At 64.6% G+C, this 24,152-nt stretch carries 19 protein-coding genes and 1 pseudogene; 13 read left to right on the forward strand and 7 right to left on the reverse strand.

Annotated elements, in window-relative coordinates:
- The first annotated feature begins 450 nt into the window (after positions 1–450).
- From A9Z00_RS07335 to A9Z00_RS07360, 6 genes are all read left to right on the forward strand, one after another.
- A complete protein-coding gene (locus tag A9Z00_RS07335) occupies positions 451–1,749 on the forward strand; it encodes an NAD-dependent epimerase/dehydratase family protein (protein WP_296975527.1) in 1,299 nt (432 codons plus the stop codon).
- Entirely contained in the window at positions 1,746–2,300 is a 555-nt protein-coding gene (locus tag A9Z00_RS07340) for a hypothetical protein (RefSeq protein WP_296975528.1), read from the forward strand. The genes A9Z00_RS07335 and A9Z00_RS07340 overlap by 4 nt, the downstream gene beginning before the upstream one ends.
- 2 nt (positions 2,301–2,302) lie before the next feature.
- The gene (locus tag A9Z00_RS07345; protein ID WP_296975561.1) at positions 2,303–2,902 is read left to right on the forward strand and encodes a sugar transferase; all 600 of its coding nucleotides are present in this window, start codon (positions 2,303–2,305) and stop codon (positions 2,900–2,902) included.
- Positions 2,902–3,813 (forward strand): acetyltransferase, encoded by a 912-nt coding sequence (locus tag A9Z00_RS07350; protein WP_483316281.1) that lies wholly within the window; start codon positions 2,902–2,904, stop codon positions 3,811–3,813. Before A9Z00_RS07345 ends, A9Z00_RS07350 begins: the two co-directional genes overlap by 1 nt.
- 44 nt (positions 3,814–3,857) lie before the next feature.
- Positions 3,858–4,985: a DegT/DnrJ/EryC1/StrS family aminotransferase gene (locus A9Z00_RS07355; RefSeq protein WP_483316282.1), complete on the forward strand. Its 1,128-nt coding sequence runs from the start codon at positions 3,858–3,860 to the stop codon at positions 4,983–4,985.
- Positions 4,986–5,105: 120 nt separating this feature from the next.
- A complete protein-coding gene (locus A9Z00_RS07360; protein ID WP_367189282.1) occupies positions 5,106–5,522 on the forward strand; it encodes a helix-turn-helix domain-containing protein in 417 nt (138 codons plus the stop codon).
- A gap of 57 nt (positions 5,523–5,579) precedes the next feature.
- Here the strand turns inward: A9Z00_RS07360 and A9Z00_RS07365 are convergent, their stop codons facing one another.
- Both A9Z00_RS07365 and A9Z00_RS07370 read right to left on the reverse strand, forming a co-directional pair.
- Positions 5,580–6,704: an MGDG synthase family glycosyltransferase gene (locus A9Z00_RS07365; RefSeq protein WP_296975563.1), complete on the reverse strand. Its 1,125-nt coding sequence runs from the start codon at positions 6,702–6,704 to the stop codon at positions 5,580–5,582.
- Positions 6,705–6,800: 96 nt separating this feature from the next.
- Positions 6,801–8,117, reverse strand: coding sequence for an SGNH/GDSL hydrolase family protein (locus tag A9Z00_RS07370; RefSeq protein WP_296975531.1), 1,317 nt, complete (start codon positions 8,115–8,117; stop codon positions 6,801–6,803).
- 329 nt (positions 8,118–8,446) lie between these two features.
- Between A9Z00_RS07370 and gltB the strand changes: the two genes are divergently transcribed.
- Positions 8,447–13,051 carry a glutamate synthase large subunit gene (gltB, locus tag A9Z00_RS07375; protein ID WP_296975532.1) on the forward strand — a complete coding sequence of 1,535 codons (4,605 nt, stop codon included), beginning with the start codon at positions 8,447–8,449 and terminating at the stop codon, positions 13,049–13,051.
- A 93-nt stretch (positions 13,052–13,144) separates the two neighbouring features.
- On the opposite strand, the gene A9Z00_RS07380 is transcribed toward gltB, so the two are convergent.
- Complete coding sequence (locus A9Z00_RS07380; RefSeq protein WP_296975533.1) at positions 13,145–13,519, reverse strand: helix-turn-helix domain-containing protein; 375 nt, start codon at positions 13,517–13,519, stop codon at positions 13,145–13,147.
- A 408-nt stretch (positions 13,520–13,927) separates the two neighbouring features.
- Here A9Z00_RS07380 and A9Z00_RS07385 point away from each other — a divergent pair, with 408 nt between their 5' ends.
- The 3 genes from A9Z00_RS07385 (at position 13,928) to A9Z00_RS07395 (ending at position 16,025) form a co-directional block, all read left to right on the forward strand.
- The gene (locus tag A9Z00_RS07385; RefSeq protein WP_296975534.1) at positions 13,928–14,179 is read left to right on the forward strand and encodes a hypothetical protein; all 252 of its coding nucleotides are present in this window, start codon (positions 13,928–13,930) and stop codon (positions 14,177–14,179) included.
- 150 nt (positions 14,180–14,329) lie between these two features.
- Complete coding sequence (locus A9Z00_RS07390) at positions 14,330–15,256, forward strand: ABC transporter ATP-binding protein (RefSeq protein ID WP_483316280.1); 927 nt, start codon at positions 14,330–14,332, stop codon at positions 15,254–15,256.
- Positions 15,249–16,025, forward strand: coding sequence for an ABC transporter permease (locus A9Z00_RS07395; protein WP_296975536.1), 777 nt, complete (start codon positions 15,249–15,251; stop codon positions 16,023–16,025). The genes A9Z00_RS07390 and A9Z00_RS07395 overlap by 8 nt, the downstream gene beginning before the upstream one ends.
- 130 nt (positions 16,026–16,155) lie before the next feature.
- Here A9Z00_RS07395 and A9Z00_RS07400 read toward each other — a convergent pair whose 3' ends face one another.
- From A9Z00_RS07400 to A9Z00_RS07410, 3 genes are all read right to left on the reverse strand, one after another.
- Positions 16,156–17,322 carry an acyltransferase gene (locus A9Z00_RS07400; protein WP_296975537.1) on the reverse strand — a complete coding sequence of 389 codons (1,167 nt, stop codon included), beginning with the start codon at positions 17,320–17,322 and terminating at the stop codon, positions 16,156–16,158.
- A 143-nt stretch (positions 17,323–17,465) separates the two neighbouring features.
- The gene (locus A9Z00_RS07405) at positions 17,466–18,803 is read right to left on the reverse strand and encodes a glutamate-1-semialdehyde 2,1-aminomutase (protein WP_296975538.1); all 1,338 of its coding nucleotides are present in this window, start codon (positions 18,801–18,803) and stop codon (positions 17,466–17,468) included.
- A gap of 132 nt (positions 18,804–18,935) precedes the next feature.
- Complete coding sequence (locus A9Z00_RS07410) at positions 18,936–20,021, reverse strand: LCP family protein (RefSeq protein WP_296975539.1); 1,086 nt, start codon at positions 20,019–20,021, stop codon at positions 18,936–18,938.
- A gap of 246 nt (positions 20,022–20,267) precedes the next feature.
- Here A9Z00_RS07410 and A9Z00_RS07415 point away from each other — a divergent pair, with 246 nt between their 5' ends.
- The 3 genes and pseudogenes from A9Z00_RS07415 (at position 20,268) to A9Z00_RS07425 (ending at position 22,897) form a co-directional block, all read left to right on the forward strand.
- Positions 20,268–21,305, forward strand: coding sequence for an ABC transporter ATP-binding protein (locus A9Z00_RS07415; RefSeq protein ID WP_296975564.1), 1,038 nt, complete (start codon positions 20,268–20,270; stop codon positions 21,303–21,305).
- Positions 21,302–22,095, forward strand: a pseudogene (locus A9Z00_RS07420) (ABC transporter permease). The gene A9Z00_RS07415 and the pseudogene A9Z00_RS07420 overlap by 4 nt, the downstream one beginning before the upstream one ends.
- 10 nt (positions 22,096–22,105) lie before the next feature.
- Positions 22,106–22,897: an ABC transporter permease gene (locus A9Z00_RS07425; RefSeq protein WP_296975540.1), complete on the forward strand. Its 792-nt coding sequence runs from the start codon at positions 22,106–22,108 to the stop codon at positions 22,895–22,897.
- 363 nt (positions 22,898–23,260) lie between these two features.
- On the opposite strand, the gene A9Z00_RS07430 is transcribed toward A9Z00_RS07425, so the two are convergent.
- The gene (locus A9Z00_RS07430) at positions 23,261–23,923 is read right to left on the reverse strand and encodes a DNA-binding response regulator (RefSeq protein WP_296975541.1); all 663 of its coding nucleotides are present in this window, start codon (positions 23,921–23,923) and stop codon (positions 23,261–23,263) included.
- Positions 23,924–24,152 lie beyond the last annotated feature (229 nt).

Genomic DNA, 24,152 nt, shown 5'->3' on the forward strand with positions numbered 1-24,152 from the left:
GGGTGCCGGGTGGGTGCTGAGAGACGGATCGGTCCTTCTGCCGGTTGCGGGCGCCGTGCAGGGAGGCGGATCGGTCCAGCTGCCGGTTGCGGGTGTCATCCGGGGAGACGCATCCGTGCCGGTCGCCGGCGGCGGGTACCGGCTGTTGCGGGGGGATAGACCGGTCCCGGCTGTCGGAGGCGGGTGCCGGGTGTTGTGGGGGGACACCGGTACCGGTTGCCGGCGGCAAGGCGATGTGCGAAGGGGTGAAGCGGCGCCCCGCATTCCCGGAAAGGCCGGCATTGCGGCGGCCTTGCGTCCCGGAGCGGTCTTGGAGCGAAGGCGTTCTCCTTGACATGTTCTTTATAAAGAACTATAATTGTAAAAAACTAGATACATATTATTTTATTTTTTTATGGGTGAATTGTTCTTTATAGAGAATAAACCACGCCAACCTGCGGAGGGCTGACTATGGCGGTGCTGATCACGGGCGGAGCCGGATACATCGGAAGCCATACGTGCACGGAACTGCTGGAGGCGGGCCGCGAGATCATCGTCGCCGATCGCCCGGAGCATGCGCCGGTCATCGAACGCTTGCGGACGGTATTTGGACGGAACGTGACGTTCCATCCGCTCGACCCGTTGGACCGGCGGGGACTCGAGCGCATTTTCGGGCAATACGGGATCGAGGCGGTCATTCATTTCGCCGGCATCCGGCCGTTGATGGAGCATCAGCGCGCCCATCTTCCGATCGCGTGGACGGTCAACCTCTGCGACGTCATGCAGCGGCACGGGGTGCGGCGGCTCGTCTTCAGCTCGTCGGCGGCCGTCTACGGCAGGCCGAGGCAGACGCCGGTGCCGGAGACGGCGCCGCTCGGCGCGGCCAACCGCTACGGGCGGACGATGTTGATGATCGAGGAAATCCTGCACGATCTGTACGAGGCGGACCGGAAGTGGAGCATCGTCCTGCTCCGCAATTTCAATCCGGCGGGCGCGCATCCGAGCGGGTGGATCGACGCGGAGGCGCTCCGGGACGGCCGCAAGCGGGACGGGGACGGCTGCGGCGGAACGATGGACGGCGGGAGAGATGGAGAGCGGACCGGCGAAGAATCGGGGGACGCGCGCGCCGGCGGCGGCATCGGCGGCGAGACGGGCATCGCGAACGCGTCCGCACGGATCGCCCTGCCCGAATCCGCGAGGACCGGGGAGGCGGGCGCCGCCCGTGAACCCGCGGCGAACGGCCATCAACCGTGCGCCGCGTGCGATGCCGGAACGATCGGCAGCGATCCCGACGACCGCGATCAGCCGCACCTGTTCCCGCGCCTGATGCGCATCGCCGCCCGACGGCGGGGCGAACTGCCGATCTACGGCGGCGATTATCCGACCCGCGACGGCACATGCGTCCGCGACTACGTCCATGTGAAGGATTTGGCGCGGGCCCACCTGAAGGCGTTGGACAAGGTGGCGTCGGAGACCGGCATCGACGCCTTCAACCTCGGTTCGGGCGTCGGGTATACCGTGCTCGAGGTGGTCGCGGCGTTCGAGAAGGCGTCGGGCGTCGAGATTCCCCGCCGGATCGTCGAGCGGCGCCCGGGCGACGCGCCGGCCATCTGCGCCGATCCGTCGAAGGCGCAGCGGGAACTCGGATGGCGGGCCGAGCTCGGGCTGGATCGGATGTGCGAGGACGCCTTGAAATGGCTGCGCAGACGCATGGCCGGTCCGGATCCGGGAGCGCGCGTCTCGCTCGGCGCGGGAGGGATGGCGGGATGAACATCGCCGGCAAAATCACCGCCGCGCAATTTCGCAAGGTGGTCGTGGCCGTCTGGCGCCTCGGGCTGATGAAACGGGATCTCCGGGTTTCCGACGCGGTCCGGGAGATCAAGCGCCGGCTGCTTGCGGAACTGCTCGCGAACACGGAAGCCGCGGCGGCGGAGCTTCCGGTCCGGGCCGATTCGGCCGGCGCGCGCGGGGCGGAGGGTTCGACGGGAGTGTGGGCGGCGGAAGGATCGGCGGAATCGCGCGAAGCGGACGGATCGGCGTCGTCGCGCGCGGCGGACGGCTTCCGATCGACGCGCGCGGATCACGGGACGGACAGGCGGACGGCGGGGAGACCGGCGGAAGTGCGGACGGCGGACGGTGCGCTGTTCGCGCGGACTGCGGACGACTCGGCCGGAGCGTGTGCTTCGGATCTTCCGGAAGGGGCGCAGGCGGACGGCCGTTCGGCGGATGCGCGGAGAGCGCGGGCACCGGCGAAGGCGCAAGCCGAAACCGGGCTGCGGCGGGAGGCGGGCCGGCCGGCGGAAGGGATGCGGTCCGGATGAAGCTGAAACGCGCCTTTGATGTGATGGCCGCGTTCGTGCTGCTGATCGTCCTGTCGCCGGTCATGGCGACGGTCGCGCTGCTGGTGCGGATCCGGCTCGGCCGGCCGGTGCTGTTCCGGCAGGTGCGCCCGGGCCTGCACGAGAAGCCGTTCGTGCTGTACAAGTTCCGCACCATGGCCGATCTGCGGGACGACGACGGCAACCTGCTGCCCGACGACGAACGGCTGACGCCGTTCGGCAGCAGGCTGCGCCGGTACAGCCTCGACGAGCTGCCCCAGCTCTTCAACGTGCTGAAGGGCGATCTCAGCCTCGTCGGTCCGCGGCCGCTGCTGATGGAGTATCTGCCGCTCTACACCGAGGAGCAGCGGCAGCGTCATCTCGTGCGTCCGGGCATCACCGGCTGGGCGCAGGTGAACGGCCGGAACGCCGTCTCCTGGGAGGAAAAATTCGCGATGGATGTATGGTATGTGCACAACCGAAACATGCTGCTCGATCTGAAGATACTCTGGCTGACGTTCCTGCGGCTGTTCAAGCCCTCCGGCATCAATCAGCCGGGACGTGCGACGGTGGATCGGTTCACCGGCACGGGCACGGCGGGGTGATGCGCGTGCGTCGGATTGTCATGATCGGAGACGGCGGTCACGGCAAGGTGGTGCGCGAGCTGATCGCGCTGACGCCGAATACGGTGCTGGCCGCGGTGCTGGACGATCGTTACGCCGCGCAGCACGCCGGGCGGGGCGCACGGGAAGAAACCGGCGAGGACGCCCGCCGGGAACGGCGCGATGCGCATACCGGAGCCGCAGCCGCCGTGTCGCCGGGAAATGGCGGCAACGGCGGCGACGTGCCGGAAGACGGCGTCGGCCCCGCCGGTGCAGCGCGCGCGGACGGCGAGTGCCGTCTGCCCGTCTCGGCCTGGCGCAGCCTGCGCGATCGGTATCCGTCGCTCGAGTTCGTCGTCGCGATCGGCGACAACCGGGCGCGGCATCGGATCGTCCGCGAACTGGAAGCCGCCGGCGCCCGCTTCGTGCGGCTCATCCATCCGGCGGCGGTCGTGAGTCCGCGGGCGCGGATCGGACCGGGCGCGGTCGTCATGGCGCGCGCGGTCATCCAGCCGGACGCGTCGATCGGCGCGCACGCGATCGTGAACACGGGCGCGATCGTCGAACACGACTGTGCCGTCGGCGACTGCGCGCACATCGCACCGGGTGCCGTCCTGACCGGCGGCGCCGGCGCGGACGAAGGCGCGCTGGTCGGCGCCGGGGCCGTCATCCTGCCGGGACGGAAGGTCGGTGCTTGGGCAATCGCCGGCGCGGGCGCGGTCGTGACGCGCGACGTGCCGCCGGAATGCACCGCGGCGGGCGTGCCGGCCGCCGTGATCCGGCGGGCGGACCCGGCCCCCGTCTCCGCGTTCCCGCAGCCGGAGCCGCACGAGTCACCCGGCTTCCGGAAGCCGGAACCGTACCCGGCCTCAAGCCGGCCGGCCACCAAAACACGGGGATGGGATCACGCGTGAACACGACCTTGCAGAAACCGGCCATCCTGCTGTCGCCGCCCCACATGAGCGGCGAGGAGCAGCAGTATATCGCGGAGGCGTTCGCGTCGAACTGGATCGCGCCGCTCGGCCCGCATGTCGATGCCTTCGAGCGCGAGTTCGCCGAGACGGTCGGCATCGGACATGCGGCCGCCGTCTCCTCGGGCACCGCGGCGATCCATCTCGCCCTCCGCCTGCTCGGCGTCGGTCCCGGCGACCGCGTCTTCTGCTCGAGCCTGACGTTCGTCGCCAGCGCGAATCCGATCCTCTATCAGGGAGCGGAGCCGGTGTTCATCGATGCCGAGCCGGACACGTGGGGCATGTCTCCGCGGGCGCTGGAGCGGGCGCTGGAAGAGGCGGCGCGGGAAGGCCGGCTTCCGAAGGCGGTCATCGTCGTCCATCTGTTCGGCCAGTGCGCGCGGATGGATGAAATCCTGGCGCTCTGCGGCACATACGGCGTGCCGGTCGTCGAGGACGCCGCGGAAGCGCTCGGCTCCACCTACAAGGGACGCCATGCCGGCACGATGGGCCGTTTCGGCATCTATTCCTTCAACGGCAACAAGATCATCACGACGTCCGGAGGCGGCATGCTCGTCTCGGACGACGGCGACGCGATCCGCGAAGCGCGGACGCTCGCGTCGCAGGCGCGCGATCCGGCCGTCCACTACGAGCACAGCCGGCTCGGTTACAACTACCGGCTCAGCAACGTGCTGGCCGGCATCGGCCGGGCGCAGCTCAAGGTGCTCGCGGAGCGCGTGGAGGCGAGACGCGCCGTCTTCGAACGATACCGGTCGGCGCTGGAAGGTCTGCCGGGCGTCCGGTTCATGCCCGAACTGTCGGGCACCCGGTCGAACCGGTGGCTGACGGCGCTGACGATCGACGAGCGTTCGGCGGGCATCTCCGCCGCGCAGCTCGTCGCATGGCTCGCCGAAGACCGCATCGAATCGCGGCCCGTTTGGAAACCGCTTCATCTGCAGCCGTTGTTCGCGGGCACCCGTTACTACCCCCACGGCGAACGGGAAGACGTGTCCGCCCGGCTGTTCCGGACGGGGCTGTGCCTGCCATCCGGCTCCGCCATGACGCCCGGGGAGCAGGAGCGGGTGATCGAACGGCTGAAGGCGGGCATGAAATCCGGCGCGGCCGCCGGCATCTGACGGCGCGGAGTCCGGCGGCCGCCGCACCAGCTGATGCGAGCAGCAATATCCGGAACGGGGAGTGGAATGGCGCGTGCTCAAGTCACGAAATCATCATCGCCCGGAGCGGCAGGGCGGCACATGAGCGGAAGAAAGATGAACGGGAAGAGCGGGACGGCCTTGGAGCACCGGAGCGAGCAGGGACGCGGAATGATCGGGACGAACATCAATCATTTCCGCACCCAGAGCGGCATCTCGCTGTCGGAGCTAGCCGAACGCGCCGGCATTTCGAAGTCGTATCTGTCCAGCATCGAGCGCAATCTGAAGCGGAACCCGTCGATCCAGGTGATCGAGAAGATCGCGCTCGTGCTCAACGTGGATTTGAAGACGCTGCTCGAGGTCAATCTGCCGGATCCGGAAGCGAAGGAGAAGCAGGACGAGGAATGGCACGCCTTTGTCGAAGCGCTGAGGCAGGCCGGAATCGAGAAGGACAACGTGCAGGATTACAAGATTCTCATCGAGTTCATCAAATGGTACAGGGAGCGCAAGCAGGGATGACGGACCGCCGTGTCCGCCATCCCTGTCGTCATTAATAAACAATATAGAATAGCGCCGTCACTGCACGAGCTGCAGGACGGCGCGGGAGCACCGCTCCGGATTGTATTCGGCGTTGCGCTTCTCGAGGAGTTTCCGGCGATATTCGGCGGACGCTTCCGGGTCCCGGATCAGCCGGAACCAGCGGTCGATCGTCTCGCGGCCCGCGAGAAGCTCGCCGAAGCCGTTCCGGACGAAGTATTCGCAGTTCTCTTCCTCGTGGCCGGGTATCGGCTCGTAGAACAGCATCGGAAGGCCTTTGCTCAGGCCTTCCGTGCAGGTCATGCCGCCCGGTTTCGTGATGAGGAGGTCGGACACGTCCATCAGCTTGTGAACCTCGCGGGTGAAGCCGAGAATCCGGATGTTCGGATGGCGGAAGAGCGGATTGCTCTCGAGCCGCTCCTTCACTTGCTCGTTCTGGCCCGTGCAGAAGATGAGCTGGATCTCCTCCCGGTAACCCGCCATGTATTCGAACAAACCGTCCTCGTCGTTCAGCAGCCCCCAGCCGCCTCCCATGATCAGCACGGTCGGAAGGTCGTTCAGGCCGAGTTCCCTGCGAATCTCGTCCCGGTCGCATGGCGTCCAGAAATCGGGGTGCACCGGAATGCCCGTCACCTCGATCCGTGATTCGGGCACGCCGTGCTCCATCAGCTTGTGCTTCACGACCGGCGTCGAGACGAGATATTTGTTCACTTCGGGGCTTGTCCACGTGCCGTGCGCGTCGTAATCCGTGATCAGCGTGAACAACGGCACATCCAGTCCAAGCCGCTTCAGGCGCGAGACGACCGCGTTCGGCGCCGGATGCGTGCAGACGATGGCATCCGGTCTGAGCTGGGTGATGACCCGGGACGTCCGCGCATAGAACAGCCGGTGCAGGGCGAGCTGCGCGAAGCGGTTGAACGTGCGCTTGTAGTTCGAACGGTATATGCGGCCCCACCATTCCGGCTGTCTCATCACCGTCTTCCGGTAGGCCGAGACGATCAGCGGTTCAAGCACCGGGTTGAAAAATTTGCCCAGTTCGAGCACCTTCGTCTGGACATCGGGATTGAGCAGTCGTATGCCGACGGCCAGCGCGTGGGCGGCCCGGGTGTGGCCGGAGCCGAACCCTTCCGAGAGCAGAAGGATTCTTTTCTTGCTCTTGTGCATCGTCTCACCCACTTTTTCCTACCTATCATATTACGAATCACCGTGCGCCAAGGCAAGGACGGGCCCGCCCCGCGCGGAAGGGCCGTCGGAAGATCGTCAGCCGTTGATGAACGCCGTCTTGAGCGTGTTCCGGTATACGACGTCAAACCCGAGGGCGTCGGACAACGCGCCGAGCGGCACGTAGGTCCGGCCATTCTCGACGAACGGCGCCGCCGGGATCGTCCGCTTCTCCCCGTTTACGGTCATCACGGAGCTTCCGGCCGTCAGCACGACCGTGCGCCCGTTCAGGGAGAACGTCGCCTTTTTCGCTTGGTTGTCCCACTTCAGATCCGCCTTCAGGGCGACCGCGATGTCGCGCAGGACGAGGAACGTATAGTTGTTCACGAGCTTCGGCCTCTCCGTTCCCGGGCGAAGCTCCTCGCCGTTCACGTACACCGTGATCGGCACGCCTTCTTCCCGCGTCGGCGTCACGTATCCGCCTTCACCCCAGATCGCTTCCGTGAACGCGCGCCCCATCTCGTCGTAGCCCGACTGGTTCGGGTGAATGGCCGACCGGTCGCCCTGCAGGCCGCCCGCGAGCATCGTCGTCAGCGACAGCTCGCGGCCGACGAACCGTTCGGCGGAATGGGCCACGCGGACGTCGCGCCCCTCCGCCGCGAATCGGGCGGACAGATCCTCCAGCAGGCCGGTCATCCGTCCCACGGCGTCCTGCAGCTTGTCGTAGTAGACGATTTCAACGGTCAGGATTTTCTTCGGCACCGGCGAGAACTGGTCGCCGACGACGATGAGCGCGTCCGGGTTGATGCGGTGGATCGTGCGGATCGCCGCTTCCAGCGACGACCGCATCCGCTCCAGGATATCCTGCAGCATGGCGTCCGCTGCTTCGGTCCGCCCTTCGTGCAGCGCCAGCACGTAGCCCGCAAAGTCGTTGCCGCCGATTTGGATCAGGATCAGATCGGCGTGCTCGATATTCCGCCGCACCGCCTCGCCGTCACTGACAAGGCTCCGGATGCGCGGATCGACGAAGGCCTCCTGGCCTTCCGCGAGCAGATCCGGTCCGTCCGATCCCTCGCCGCGCTCCACCCGCGCCAGCAGCTTCTCCAGCCCCTCGGTCCTGAGTCCGATGATGCCGTAGTTCGAGAACTCCGACCTGTAACCCCGGATGAGTGCCTGTTCCCACACCCGCTCGACGAACCCGTAGGGCACGGGGTTCGCGAGCTTCTCCATGCCGTATTCATAGCCCGCGGCCAGCGAGTCGCCCAGCGCCACGATGCGGAGCACGCCGTCGTCGCCCGCGTCCGGACCGGCCGCTGCCGCCGAAATTGGCAGCGTTTGCAACACGCCGGCCGCCAGCATCGCTGCCAGCGCGGCGGCCAACCACTTGTGCAGCCGCATCGTCCATGCATTCCGCAAGGAAACCACACCTCTCCGATTCGGAATCAAAAAGTGCAACCCGTCCCGACAACGAAAACTTATCGCACCCATAAAAAAGTTGATGCGCGGACGGCGGCCGCGCGGCATACGATAAGTCAATCGGTGCAAATGATCGGCGGAATAGTCCATTTTGCCGCGGGGCGTCTGATCCTATACTGAAGTTCCATGATGCAAATCGTATGGGCATCCGCCGGCCGCATACCGCCGGTTTCGGCCTTTTCATTGTAAGCCATTTTCGTCCGGATTTGAAGCTATCCCCTGAGCCGTATCGCGGTTTGCACCATTGAAGAAAAGAGGTGGCGCTTGACATGAACACGCGGCACGCGGGATTGCCGCCGAAGCAGGGGCTGTATGACCCGTGGTACGAGCGGGACGCATGCGGCATGGGCTTCGTGGCGAACATTGCGGGCATCAAATCGAATACCGTCATCCGCCGGGCGCTGACCGTTCTCGAGAACATGGAGCACCGCGGCGGACAGGGCAGCGAGCCGAACACGGGCGACGGCGCGGGAATCATGATCCAGATTCCGCACCGCTTCTTCCGCCGGGAAATGGCTGCGCTCGGCGTCACGCTGCCGGACGAGGGCGACTACGCCGTCGGCATGCTGTTCATGCCCCACGACGAAGCGCAGCGCGCCGAACAGGAGCGGGCGATCGAGGCGATCGTGCGCGAGGAAGGCCAGGAGGTGCTCGGCTGGCGCACGGTGCCGACGAACGACGAGGGGCTGGGCCGCTCCGCGAAGGAAGCGAAGCCCTACGTCCGCCAGCTGTTCATCGGCCGGGGGGCGAGCACGGAGGCGGATCTTGCGTTCGAGCGGAAGCTGTACGTGATCCGCAAGCGGGCGGAGCGGACGATCCGGTACAATCCCGATTTTCCCGGAGGCAACCACTTCTATGCGGCGAGTCTGTCCTGCCGGAAGATCGTGTACAAGGGCATGCTCACGACCGCGCAGCTCAAAACGTTCTATCCCGAGATCATGGATGACGCGATGGAAACGGCGATCGCGCTGATCCATTCCCGGTTCAGCACGAACACGTTCCCGAGCTGGGACCGCGCGCATCCGTACCGCTATCTCATCCACAACGGCGAGATCAACACGCTGCGCGGCAACATCAACTGGATGCACGCGCGCGAGACGCTGCTCGAGTCCGAGCTGTTCGGGGCCGACATCGAGAAGATCAAGCCGGTCATCGACGCGGACGGCTCCGACTCGGCGATGTTCGACAACGTGCTGGAGCTGCTCTACCTCGCCGGCCGGCCGCTTGTGCACGCGGCGATGATGATGGTGCCGGAACCGTGGACGAACCACGAGAGCATGAGCCCGGAGAAGAGGGCGTTCTACGAATACCACAGCACGCTGATGGAGCCCTGGGACGGCCCGGCCGCGATGGCGTTCACGGACGGCGTGCAGATCGGCGCGATCCTCGACCGGAACGGCCTCCGGCCGGCGCGCTACTGCGTGACGAAGGACGGCTTCATCATCCTCGCCTCCGAGCAGGGCGCGCTCGAGATACCCCAGGAGGAGATCCTGTACAAGGACCGGCTGCGCCCGGGACGGGTGCTGCTCGTCGACACGCGGGAAGGCCGGATCATTTCCGATGAGGAAGTGAAGCGCGCGATCGCGACCGAACATCCGTACCGCGAGTGGCTGGATGCGCATAGGATCGGTCTCGACGATCTGCCGGACGCGCCCGAACAGCCGGAGCCGGACGCCGTGTCGGTCCGCGTCCGCCAGGCGGCGTTCGGGTACACGTACGAGGAACTGCGCAAAATCCTCGAACCGATGGCGAGCACGGGGAACGAGCCGGTCGGCTCGATGGGCTACGACGCGCCGCTCGCCGTGCTGTCGGAGCGTCCGCAGCGGCTGTACAACTACTTCAAGCAGCTGTTCGCGCAGGTGACGAATCCGCCGATCGACGCCATCCGCGAGGAGATTGTCACCTCGACCGTCACGACGATCGGTTCGGAGCGCAACCTGCTGAAGCCCGAACCGGAGAGCTGCCGCCACGTCCGGCTGGAGACGCCGATCCTGTCGAACGAAGAGTTCGCGAAGCTGCGCCATATCCGCCGGCCGGGGTTCAAGGCGATCACGATTCCGATCCTGTTCCCGGCGGCCGAAGGGGAAAAGGGGCTGCGCGAGGCGATCGACCTCATGTGCGAAGCGGCGGACCGCGTCATCGCGAAGGGCCACAATCTGATCATCCTGTCCGACCGCGGCATCGACCGGGACCATGCGGCGATTCCGGCGCTGCTCGCCGTCTCCGCGCTGCACCACCACCTGATCCGCAACGGCACGCGGACGAAGGTCAGTCTGCTCGTCGAGTCGGGCGAGCCGCGGGAAGTGCACCATTTCGCGCTGCTCCTCGGCTACGGCGCGAGCGCGATCAATCCGTACCTCGCGTTCGAGACGCTCGGCGACATGATCCGGCGCGGGATGCTCACCGGCATCACGTACGAGAAGGCGGTCCGGAACTACATCAAGGCGGCCACGAAGGGCGTCGTCAAGATTCTGTCCAAAATGGGCATCTCGACGATCCAGTCGTACCGCGGCGCGCAGATTTTCGAGGCCGTCGGGATCGCGCAGGACGTCATCGACCGGTATTTCACCTGGACGCCGTCCCGCGTCGGCGGCATCGGCCTGGACACCATCGCCGAGGAGGCGCTGAAGCCGCATCGGAAGGCGTTCGATTCCCCCGCCGATGCCGGGGAGGAGCTCGACTCCGGCGGCGAATACCAGTGGCGCAGGGACGGCGAGGACCATCTGTTCAATCCGGAGACGGTCCATACGCTGCAGCTTGCGGCGCGGACGAACGATTACCGGCTGTACAAACGGTTCTCGAAGCTGGTCGAGGGCGAGGCGGAGACCCGGCGCACGCTCCGCTCGCTGCTCAAATTCAGGCAGGGCCGTCCGATCCCGATCGAGGAGGTCGAGCCGGTCGAGTCGATCGTGAAGCGCTTCAAGACCGGCGCGATGTCCTACGGCTCGATCAGCAAGGAGGCGCACGAGGCGCTCGCGATCGCGATGAACCGGATCGGCGGCAAGTCGAACACCGGCGAGGGCGGCGAGGACCCGCGGCGCTACGTGCCGGACCCGAACGGCGATTCGCGCCGCAGCGCGATCAAGCAGGTCGCGTCGGGACGGTTCGGCGTGACGAGCCTGTACCTGGTGAACGCCGACGAGATCCAGATCAAGATGGCGCAAGGCGCGAAGCCGGGCGAGGGCGGCCAGCTGCCGGGGCGCAAAGTCTACCCGTGGATCGCGGAGGTGCGCGGCTCGACGCCGGGCGTCGGCCTCATCTCGCCGCCGCCGCACCATGACATCTATTCGATCGAGGATCTGGCCGAACTGATTCACGACCTGAAGAACGCGAACCCGCGCGCGCGCATCAGCGTGAAGCTCGTCTCGGAAGTCGGCGTCGGCACGATCGCGGCCGGCGTCGCGAAGGGGCGCGCGGACGTCATCCTGATCAGCGGCTACGACGGCGGCACCGGCGCCTCGCCGGTCACGTCGATCCGCCACGCGGGGCTGCCGTGGGAGCTCGGCCTCGCGGAGACGCACCAGACGCTGATGTTGAACGATCTGCGCGGCCGCGTCACCCTCGAGGTCGACGGCAAGCTGATGACCGGCCGGGACGTCGCGATCGCGGCGCTGCTCGGCGCGGAGGAATTCGGGTTCTCGACGGCTCCGCTCGTCGTGCTCGGTTGCATCATGATGCGCGTCTGCCACCTCGACACGTGCCCGGTCGGCATCGCGACGCAGAATCCCGAGCTGCGGAAGAACTTCATGGGCAGTCCGGACTATGTCGTCAATTACATGCGGTTCGTCGCGCAGGAACTCCGCGAGATCATGGCCGGGCTCGGCTTCCGGACCGTCGACGAGATGGTCGGCCGCGTCGACATGCTGGAGGCGGACGAGACGGCGCTGTACGGCAAGCGCAAGGGGCTGGATCTCACGGCGCTGCTCCACCGCCCGGATCTACCGTCGGACGCGCCGCGCCGCTGCGTGCAGAAGCAGAACCACGGCCTCGAGGATTCGCTCGATGCGCGCGAGCTCATCCCGCGGGCGATGCCGGCGCTCGAGCGGCGCGAGCCGGTCAGCGCGTCGTTCCCGATCCGCAATACGAACCGGGTCGTCGGGACGATGCTCGGCTACGAGGTGACGCGCCGCTACGGCGCGGAAGGGCTTCCGGAGGATACGATCCGGTTCCATTTCACCGGGTCGGCCGGCCAGAGCTTCGGCGCATTCCTGCCGCGCGGCATCACGCTGACGCTCGAAGGCGACGCGAACGATTATGTCGGCAAGGGGCTGTCCGGCGGCAAGCTGGTCATCAAGCCTTCGCCGAAGGCGACGTTCCGGGCGGAGGAGAACATCATCATCGGCAACACGGCGCTGTACGGTGCGACCGGCGGCGAGGCGTACATCCGCGGCGTCGCCGGCGAGCGGTTTGCCGTGCGCAACAGCGGCGCCTACGCCGTCGTCGAGGGCGTGGGCGACCACGGCTGCGAGTACATGACCGGCGGGCGCGTCGTCGTCCTCGGCCGGACCGGACGGAACTTTGCGGCCGGCATGTCGGGCGGCATCGCGTACGTGTACGATGAAGACGGCGATTTTCCGGTTCGCTGCAACTTCGAGATGGTCGTCCTGGAAGCGCTGGATGCGGGCAGAGAGAGCGAGGAGGTCAGGGCGATGATCCGCCGCCACGCGGAGCTGACGGACAGCGAGCGGGCGCGCGAGATCCTGTCCGACTGGGAGACATCCCGCGCGAAGTTCGTCAAGGTCATTCCGAAGGACTACAAACGGATGATCGAGCGGATTGAAGACATGCACCGGCGCGGCTTGATCGGGGAAGCGGCGCTGATGGCCGCCTTCGAGGCGAATGCCCGCGATCTGGCCCGCGTCGGGGGGAACTGAACGGCAACGGAACGGTACCTGCATGAAACATGCGCATGCCCGCGTGCCAGGGGGCATGCGCATGTTCGCTTGGCGGCATGTTCCGGTGCGCCCTCATTCGCCGCGCATGCTCCGTTCGGCGCGGACGAATGCGATGAAGCGCCGCGTCTCCTCCGGCGTCAGCAGGCGGCCGTCGACCGAAAACGAGAACTTCGACATGATCTCCTCGTCCGAGAGTTCAAGGGAATCGACGAATTCGCGGACGTCCGGACTAAGCGGAGGATTGGGGACGTTCGTCCGGCCGACCAGATAGTCGATCGAAACGTTGAACAGATCGGCGAATTTCGTCAGCGTCTCGGTGTCGGGTTCACGCCGGTTCTTCTCGTAATGGGACAGCGCCGCGCGGGATATGCCGATCGCCGCAGCCGTTTGCTCCTGTGTCCAGCCCCGTTCTTCGCGCAGTTTTGCTATTCGGCTACCAATGTTCATGTTCATCCCCCTAACCGGTTCTCCCTTCGTGTTGCCAAGACTTGTCGTTCGAGTTGCGACTGGATGCACACTGCCGGTTGCGGCTTGATCGACGGTCGTCCATATACATAACGTAACATTTTTCTACAGGCAGTACAAGGAACTTGTCGGAACAGTTCAGGAAAAATCGGGGCCGCCGGATGCAGGCCGCATGCCGGAGTTCCGACAAAAGGATACAGCCCAAACGGGAATTCGGGATTGACACGGTGCGATAAATGTCATAAATTATAAGCGTGGGAGATACGAAATGTATCCTATTTGTGGCCGAGGCTACAAATTGAAGCTCGTCCGGACCGCAGGATGTGACGCTCCATAGTGTATCGAATCGGGGGAATTCGAACCTTTCGGGCAAAGGAGTGTTGACCGGCGATGGAGACCGGGCAATTCTATTGCATCGGCTGCCAGGAGCTGAAGGATGCGGTGTTCGGCCACCGGGTGTTCCGGACGGGATATTTTCGTCTCGTCTATCCGCTCGGCTACTGTCTGGTCTGCCACAGCAGGGAACAGGCGTCCCGATCTGCGGCGGACGAAGGCGGTTCCGGGACGGTCTTCGCGTCGCCGGACCCTGATGCGATCTCCGGGGACCTCGAACCGCCCGCCGTCCGGCAGGCCGCGGTCTGAAGCGGGCGGCGCCCCGATGCGCGCCCCCGGCCGTCATTCGGCCGGGGGTTTTATTGTGTTGAATTCTATGAAACTTGTTTTGACCGCTTCCGTTTATATAATGGACAATTTGGGCATCATGTGTCGCAGAGGATGGAGGAGGATTCGGTGTTGGAACGACACGGGGGCGGCGCGGAGCCGGTCGTGCGGCTCGTGAACGTGACGAAGCGGATCGGCAAACGCACGATCATCGACAACCTGACGTTCGACGTGCCGCCGGGTGAAGTATTCGGATTTCTCGGCCCGAACGGATCGGGGAAGACGACGACGATCCGCATGATGGTCGGCCTCATGCGGATGACTTCGGGCGAGATCTACATCAAGGGACGCAGCATCCGGACCGAATTCGAAGCCGCGGTGCGCCAGGTCGGCGCCATCGTGGAAAATCCGGAGATGTACAAATTCCTGACCGGTTACCAGAACCTGGTCCATTACGCGAGAATGCTCCCCGGCATCGGGAAGCGGCGGATCGACGAGGTCGTGGAGCTCGTCGGCCTGTCCGATCGCATCCATGACAAGGTCAAGACGTATTCGCTCGGGATGCGGCAGCGGCTCGGGGTGGCGCAGGCGATTCTGCACCGTCCGGCGCTGCTGGTCCTGGACGAACCGACGAACGGCCTCGATCCGGCCGGCATCCGCGAGCTCCGGGACTATCTGCGCCACCTCGCGAAGCATGAGGGGACGACCGTGCTCGTCTCGAGCCACCTGCTCTCGGAGATGGAGCTGATGTGCGACCGCGTCGCCATCATCCAGCAGGGGCGCCTGGTCGATGTGCGGCCGATCCGCCGCGATGCCGGCGCGGAGAAGCTGGAAATCCTGTTCGAGGTCGACCGGCCCGACACGGCTTCGGAGGTGCTGGACGGCGTCGTCCTGCGGACGGAATCCGGAGGCATCGTGGTGACCGCAGGGCGGGAGGAGACGGCCGACATCAACGCCCGGCTGGTCGCGGCGGGCGTGCGCGTGTACGGCATCCGGACCGTGACGAAGTCGCTGGAAGACCAGTTCCTCGAAGTGACGGGAGGCGGTCGCATTGGCTGATTTCCTGAACCTGGTCCGGAACGAGAACATGAAGATTTACTACCGGGTCCGGACGTGGGTCATGTCCGCGATCCTGCTGGTCCTTCCGCTCGCGATGTCGATCATCGGCCGGTTCGTCGACGATTCGCCGAACATGTGGAGCTACGTCATGCTGGAGTCCGGCCTCATGACCATGCTGCTCTCGATCTTCGCGGTCGTCATGGCGGCGGACAGCGTGGCGGGGGAATTTTCGAACGGCACGATCAAGCTGCTGCTCATCCGCCCGTGGAGCCGGAACAAGATTCTGCTATCGAAGTATCTTGCGCTGCTCTGCTACATCGTCCTGAATCTGGCGGTGTTCTTCGCGCTGACGCTGTTGCTGAATTTCGTGCTGTTTGGCGGCGGCGATTCCGGGTCTTCGATTCCGAGCGGTTGGAGTCCCTTCGGATATGTGACGGCCTGGTACGGGCTCAATCTGATCGAGATGGCGGTCGTCGCGACGATGGCGTTCATGATATCCTCCGTGTTCCGTTCCGGCGGCCTCGCGATCGGGCTGTCGATTTTCGCGCTGCTCGGCAGCGGCATCATCTCGAGTCTGCTCTCGCTGATCGACAAGCCGTGGATCGATTACGTTCTGTTCATGCATTTCGGGCTGGAGCGATATCTGAACGCCGGCGAGCTGTTCCGCGGGCATTCGCTCGGTTTCTCGCTCGGCGTGCTGGCCGGCTATTACGTCCTGTTCCTCGCGCTGTCCTGGTACGTGTTCAACCGCCGCGACGTGGCGGCCTGACGGCGGGCTGGCACGCGAAAAAAGCCTTCGGAACCGCCCGGAGCGGTGTCCGAAGGCTTTCGATGTTCGGCCGGAATCCCGGTTGCCTGTCTCCGTGGACGGTCCGGTCGGCCGTCCGTCGGTCCCGTCGTCACCTGCCGACCGACAGCGACCGTTCCGCCGATGGCTTCGGCAGCCCGGTATATCGCGCCGGCACGTTGCCGAAGAGCACCCAGGCGAACGGGATGAAGCGGAACGCCAGCGTCACGACAAGCCAGGACAGGGTCAGCGCGAGCACGAACCCGCCCGCGTACCAGAGATGGAACCAATACGTCGCGGTGACCGGATGCAACCGGTAATAGAAGAGAACCAGCGGATGAAACAGGTAAATGCCGAAGCTCATGACGCCGAGATGGTCGAGCAGCCGCACGACGCGCGCCTCCCTGTTCCATTCGCGCAACAGGAACGCGACCTGGATCAGGACGAGGGCGGTGCAGAACGTGTGCAGATTCCAGAGCAATTCGTACCACAGCGTATTGAACCAGCGTCCGTCATGGCGGGTCACGTACCAGATCCAGACATGGGAGAGCCCGAACGCCAGCCATCCGGCCCACAGCAGCGCCCAGGTCGGGCCGCGCCACGACTTCAGCTTCGCGGCGGTCGGTTTCAGCCATTCCCGGATCCGGTCGAACGAAATGCCGAAGTACGCGCCCGTGAAATAATACGCGAAATAGCTGAGCGCCCAGCTGCCCTTGTTCGGGACGGACAGCCAGTAATGGTTGAGCAGCACGAAGCCCCATTGCACCGCGAAGCCGAAGGGGATGAACCCCTTCGTCAGGAGGGGCCATTTTTTGCTTGCGTAGAGCAACAGCGGGAAGAGCACGTAAAACTGCACGCTGATGAATACAAAATAAAGGTGAGCATATGCCTTGCCCGTGAGCAGTTTGTCCACAAAGTCAGCCAGCGCGACGTCGAGGGGCCTGTCCGCATAATACCAGTAGTGCCGCAGCGCGTAGTACCCGATGGAGAAGATCAGGTACGGAAGCAGGATGTACATCAGCCTTTTCTTGTAGAACCCGAGGAAAAGGCTTCGGTCCGCCGGCCGGTCATAATAGGTGTAGAACAGGACGAGGCTGCTGAGCAGAATGAACGTCGGCGTGCCGAATTTGAAGAAGATGTTGGCGAAATTGTACAGCGGATAGAGGGACGACCCCAGCGTTTCGGTGACCGCGAACGAGGTGGAGTGCACCATGAGCACGCCGATGATCGCGAAGGCGCGCACCAGGTTGATTTCGTCGATTCTTTCCTTGGGTTTCATGGCGGAACCGCCTCCGAATCGGTGAAGAACACGTTGCCGAACCGGCTTATGGTCCACTATACCACAAATTCCCGCCCGCGGTCACCGATGGTCCGGATCGTCCGATGAGAGGATGCTCTGAGTCTGACCCGAGCGGGCGGCCCTTATCCGTTCCGGATTTCGGCCGTGATGCGGAACGCTTCATCCGCCGCCAAAATCGTCTCCTCGATGTCCGCCTCGCTGTGGGCGACGGTCAGGAACCAAGCCTCGTACTTCGACGGCGCAAGGCAGACGCCGCGGTCGAGCATGGCGCGGAAGAACGCGGCGAACGCCTCGCCGTCCGTGTCCTGCGCCTCGGCGTAATTCGTGACCGGGTGATCGCAGAAGTGCGTCGAGAACGCGCCGCGGACCCGGTTGATCGTGAGCGGCACGCCGTGCTTCGCCGCGGCTGCGGCCAGCCCCTTCGCAAGCCGCGCGGCGAGCGCGTCCATCCGTTCGTAGACGCCGGGCTCGCGGAGCACGTCGAGGCAGGCCAGCCCGGCGGAGATCGAGGCGGGGTTGCCCGCCATCGTGCCGGCCTGGTAAGCCGGGCCGAGCGGCGCGACCTGCTCCATGATCTCCTTCCTTCCGCCATAGGCGCCGATCGGCAGGCCGCCGCCGATGATTTTGCCGAGGGCGGTCAGGTCCGGCTCGATCGCGGCGTGGTCGGGGAACGCGGCGAAGTTCTGCGCCCCGCCGTAATGGAAGCGGAAGGCGGTGATCACTTCGTCGTAGATGACGAGCGCGCCGGCGTCGCGCGCCATCCGGCACACGCCTTCGAGGAAGCCGGGCTTCGGCATGACGATGCCGAAGTTGCCGACGATCGGTTCGACGAGGACGGCCGCGACGTCTTCGCCCCATCGCTCGAGGGCGAGGCGCAGGCCCTCCAGGTCGTTGTACGGCACGGTGATCACTTCGTGCGCGATCGAGAGCGGGATGCCCGCGCTGTCCGGAATGCCGAGCGTCGACGGGCCGGAGCCGGCGGCGACGAGCACGAGATCGGAATGGCCGTGGTAGCAGCCGGCGAATTTGACGATTTTCGTGCGGCCCGTGTAGGCCCGGGCGACGCGGATCGTCGTCATGACCGCCTCGGTGCCGCTGTTCACGAACCGAACCTTGTCCATCGAGGGGATCGCTTCCTTCAGGCGGCGGGCCATCTCGATCTCGAGCTCGGTCGGCGTGCCGTACAGCGTGCCGTTCTCGGCCGCACGGGCGATCGCCTCGACGATGCGCGGATGGGCGTGCCCGGCGATGATCGGCCCGTAGGCGGCGAGGTAGTCGATGTAGCGATTGCCGTCGGCATCCCAGAAATACGCGCCCTGCGCGCGTTTCATGAAGACCGGGGCGCCGCCGCCGACCGCCTTGAACGAGCGGGACGGGCTGTTCACGCCGCCGACGATGTGGCGGAGCGCTTCCCGGTAGAGGGCTTCGGATGTCGGACGGTGGCGGGTGTCTGCGGGCATGGGGGACTCTCCTTTCGCATCTGCGGGTTTCTTTTTTTTGTGTCGGGAAGCGAAATCAAGAAAAGGGCGCTCCGGCGCCGATGGCCGGAACCCCCTTCCTGGCGTATTCATCCGGTGCATGCGCTCCGAGAATCAGGCCGCGGGCTCGGCCGATTCCGCGGGCTTGCTCGTGACGGGACCGGACGTTCTGCCCGGCGCATCCTCCGTGCCGGCGTCCGGCTGCTGCTCCGTCTCGTCGCTCGCGAGCACTTCCTGCACGTACGCCTTCAGCGCTTCCGTGTCGCGAACCGCGAGCACCGCCGCCCCGCCCACGCGATCGTCCCGGATCAGCTCCATCGGCGGCACCTGCGCGGAGCCGGCGATGTGCAGCTTCAGGCCGAGCTGGCCGAGCTTCAGGATGTCTGACACCTGCATGTTCGTCTCGACGTACGGTTCGACCTTCTCCAGAATTTGTCCCATCCGGACGACGTTCCAGGTCGATTGCAGCTTCTTCGCGACGGCCTTCAGGAATTCCCGCTGCCGTTCGGTCCGCGTAAAATCGGACATCGCGTCGTGGCGGAAGCGGACGTACTGCAGCGCCTTGTCGCCGTCGAGCAGCTGGTACCCTTTCTTCAGGTGGATGTCGTACCGGTTGCCGTCCGCGTTGTCGACATAGTGCATGTCCTTTTCCACTTCGAAGTATACCCCGCCGATCGCGTCGACGAGCGCCTTGAACCCTTCGAAATCGACATAAGCATAATAATGGATATCGAGTCCGAGCAGATCGCCGATCGTCTTCATCGCGAGGTTCGGCCCGCCGAGCGTGATTGCGGAGTTGGCCCGGCCCTTGCCGTGGCCCGGAATGTCGACCCAGGTGTCGCGCAGGACCGACAGCAGATGCACGCGCTTTGTCACCGGGTCGATCGAGACGACGATCATCGAGTCGGAGCGGGCAACCTGGTTTTTCTCCAGCCCGCGCGCGTCGCCGCCGAGCAGCAGGATATTGACGCGCTCTTTGCCCTCCCATTCCGGAGGGGCCTGGACCGTCTTGTCCACGACCGCCTGAAAGCGGGATTCGGATTCGTCTTTGCTGAAGTTGTCCAGCGCATTGTATATGGTAACGCCCTGAAATGCGATATATCCAATCGCGAGGGTCATGACAGACAGGACGCTGATGAGCGTCCAACGCAGCCATAATCTGCGCCTTCGGGATTTGATCCGGGTCGATCGCGGTTCCATGACGTCCTCTCCTTCCGGCGGACAGGGGTTCCGGTTCACCGGTCTTCGGGGATTCCGGTTCCGGCGGTTCCGCCAACCACTTAGACGACACGACACGCCAACTGGTTCCACACGTAAAAAATTTGCACGCTTAAAGATTATAAAATGTCACGCCATGTCTTACAAGTGCTATACTGTTGTCGGATGCCGGAAGGTATCCGAAAGATATTTCCCGGGAAATGTGTCGAGGAGGCTGGAATGTTCGTCATGCAGCCGGCGATCGAAGTACGGGATTTGCGCAAGACGTTCAAGGTACAGCGGAACCGGGAAGGGCTTGCCGGCGCAATTCGGGATTTGTTTCGCCGCCAATATGTCGAAGTGACGGCGGTCAAGGATATCAGCTTCACGATCCCCCGCGGAGAAATCTGCGGCTATATCGGCGAGAACGGCGCCGGGAAATCGACGACGATCAAGATGCTCGCCGGCATTCTGGTGCCGACGTCGGGCACGGTGCGCGTGGCCGGCTATGTGCCGTGGCGCGAGCGCGAGAAGTTCGTGCGCCACATCGGCGTCGTGTTCGGCCAGCGCAGCCAGCTTTGGTGGGATATCGGCGTCATCGAGTCGTTCCATCTGCTCCGGAAGGTGTACCGCGTGCCGGCGGCCGATTTCCGGAGGCGGTTGGACGAGCTCGTCGAGCGGCTCAAGCTCGGCGATCTGCTGCACCGGCCGGTGCGCAAGCTCAGCCTCGGCCAGCGGATGCGGTGCGAACTGGCCGCGTCGCTGCTGCACAACCCCGCGATCCTGTTCCTGGACGAGCCGACGATCGGGCTCGACATCGTCGTGAAGACGGAAATCCGCGAGTTCCTGCTGCAGCTCAACCGCGAGCACGGAACGACGATTCTGCTGACGACGCACGATTTGCAGGATATCGAGGCGCTCTGCTCCCGGGTGATCATGCTGGATGACGGGCGGATCATTTATGACGGCGGGCTGGACGAGCTCAAGGCGCGCTGGAGCCGGGGGCGCGAGATCCGGCTGCAGTTCGGCGAACCGGTGGGACTGGAACGGCTGGAGCGGCTGACGGCCGATCTGCCCGGCGTACGGTGGCAGCTCGGCGAGGGGATGTCCGCGGTGATGCGGGTGCCTCGTGAGGTCGGGATGTCCGAGGCGCTGGCCCGCGTCGTCGGCAGCGGCGTCGACATCCGCGACATCAAGTTCGCGGAGACGAGCACGGACGAAATCGTGCGGGAGATCTACCGGTCGGGCTCGGCCGCGGGAGCGGAACGGCTGGTGGGCGTGACGTGACGGGGATGTACCTGGATCTGATCCGCATCCGGTTCCTGACGATGCTGGCGTACCGGGTCAACTATTACAGCGGCATCATTATTTATTCGGTAAACATCGGCGCCTATTTTTTTTCTGGCACGCGATCTACGGGGACCAGGAGGCGATCCGGGGGTTCACGCTGGCGCAGATGACGACGTACGTGGCGGTCACCTGGATGGCGCGCGCGTTCTATTTTAACAATCTGGACCGTGAGATCGCGAACGAGGTGCGGGATGGCAGCGTCGCGATCCAATTCGTGAGGCCGTACCACTATCTGCTGGTGAAGCTGTTCCAGGGATTCGGCGAGGGGCTGTTCCGGCTCGTCATGTTCATGGTGCCGGGACTGATCGTGGTGTGCCTGATCTTCCCGATCGAGCTTCCCCGCGATCCGGCGGTCTGGCTGCTGTACGCGGCGATGCTGGTGTTCAGCTTCCTTATTAATTCCGAGCTGAACCTGCTCACCGGGATGGGCGCGTTCTATTTCGAGAACATCGACGGCCTGATCCGCATGAAGCGGGTCGTCGTCGACCTGTTCTCCGGCCTGCTCGTGCCGATTGCGCTGTTTCCGGGTTGGCTGGCCGACATTTCGCAGTGGCTGCCGTTCCAGGCGATCGCGTATTTGCCCAGTGCGGTGTTTACGGGACAGACTTCCGGCGAAGAGGCGCTTGCCGCGGTCGGGCTGCAGGCCTTGTGGGCCGCGGCGTTGATCGTGCCGATCCGGCTCCTGTGGCGGGCGGCACGGAAGCGGCTGTTCGTGCAGGGAGGGTGAGCCGCGGTTCATGTTTTACCTTGGTCTGATGTGGGAATACTTCAAGAACTACGCGAAGTCGCGCATGACGTACCGGGCGGACTTCTGGATCGAGGTCGTGTCGGATCTCACCTACCAGGCGATGAACCTGGCCGTTATCCTGATCGCGTTCCGGCATACGCCGGCGCTCGGCGGCTGGTCCGAAGCGGAAATCGTGTTCGTGTTCGGATTCTTTATGGTGCCGTACGGCATTTTCAGTTGCTTTTTCGATCTGTGGAACTTCGGTGAGCGGTATATCGTGAAGGGCGAGATGGACCGGGTGCTGACGCGTCCGGCGCATAATCTGTTCCAGGTCATGCTCGAGAACATGTATCCGCCCGGACTCATCGGCTCGTTCGTCGGAATCGCGATCATGGCGGTCACGGCGCGGCAGATGGAGATGGCGTTCGGCTGGACGGATCTCGTGATGCTGGCCGTGCTGACGGCGGGCGCGGTGCTGGTGTATTTCGGCCTGTACACGGCGATCACGGCGATCGCGTTCTTCACCGATGCGCCGACGGGCATCTTGCCGCTCATGTACAACTTGCAGAGTTACGGCCGCTATCCGGTCACGATCTATAACCGGACGATGCGGTTCGTGCTGACTTGGCTGCTGCCGTTCGCGTTCGTCGGCGTCTATCCGGCGTCGTTTTTCCTCGAGCGCAGCGGGCCGGGGGATCTGCGGATGGCGCTGCTCACGCCGGTGGTCGGGATGGTGTTCACGGCGATCGGGTTGACGGTGTGGAACATCGGCGTGAAGCGATACCGCGGCGCGGGGTCGTAGCATGCGCGGTGGCTCCGCCGTGCGGGGCGAATAACGGTCCGCGGGACCGTAAACGGCCGATCGGGCGTGGCAAAGAGGCGCGATAACGGTCTGCGGGACCGTTAAATGCGGCTCCGGAGGGACTTGCCCCGCCCGTGCGGGGCGAATAACGGTCCGCGGGACCGTAAACGGCCGATCGGGCGAGGCAAAGAGGCGCGATAACGGTCTGCGGGACCGTTAAGTGCGGCTCCGAAGGTTCTTGCCCCGCCCGTGCGGGGCGAATAACGGTCCGCGGGACCGTAAACGGCCGACCGGACGAGGCAAAGAGGCGTGATAACGGTCTGCGGGACCGTTAAATGCGTGTCCGGCGGGGCACATTCCTTCTTACAGCCGTATTTTTGAACGGTTCAGCCGGTAGCTGCGGATACGGCGGGATCCGTTCACCGGTTCCAGATATCCGTCGACAGTCAATTCCCTCAACAGTTTTCGTGCATACTTGTCGCCTACACCCAACAGCTTCACAATTTCCGCCGGCCTGACCGGATCCGCCGAGCACGCAGCGTATCGCAGGATTTCCCGCTTCATGACCGGCAGGCCGACATAAGGGTCACCGCCGCCGAAAAGACGGCCCAGCAGCTGAAGCACGATCTGCTGGCACTTCCGGGGATGATGCTCGATATCGTCCGACGAGAAGCGGAGCACCCGCCAGTCATCGATCACGAGGTGGTTCTGGCGCATCAGGTCGTCCGAAAATTTGTAGCGGTCCGTATGCCTAGCGTGCGGTCCGAATCCGTCGGCTTCAAGGCAAATCTTGTGCGGCATGCGGATATACGCGAAGTCCAGAAACCGGGCACCGTCCTTGAAATCGGCGATTTCGTATTCCGCGTGCAGGTATTCGAAGGATCCGACCGCCGGCCACCAGACGTTCTGCAGCAGCTTCCGCTCCAGATAACCGTGTTCCCGCAGCCTCCTGCGCCGTTCCCCCTCGCTTGCGTCAATCTGCTTCTTCATCCACGCGCTGTAATGCGTCTCGAAGTCATGTTCCATCGGCATCCTCTCCTTCCTTCGCAAAATGAAAACACCGCCCCATCCGCCTAGTGCGGATCACGGGACGGTGTGCTTCACGCGTCGCAAACGGGTGACATGGGGGTTCAGGCGGCATCACACCGCCGATACCTCCATGCTATCCGCCTGTCCGGAAAAAATCAAGCAATTGCCAATTTGGGTGATGATTGTCCGACACGAACGCCGTTTCGGTTACAATTAAGAAGACACG

This window comes from Thermobacillus sp. ZCTH02-B1, from assembly GCF_002159085.1.
Lineage (GTDB): Bacteria > Bacillota > Bacilli > Paenibacillales > Paenibacillaceae > Thermobacillus.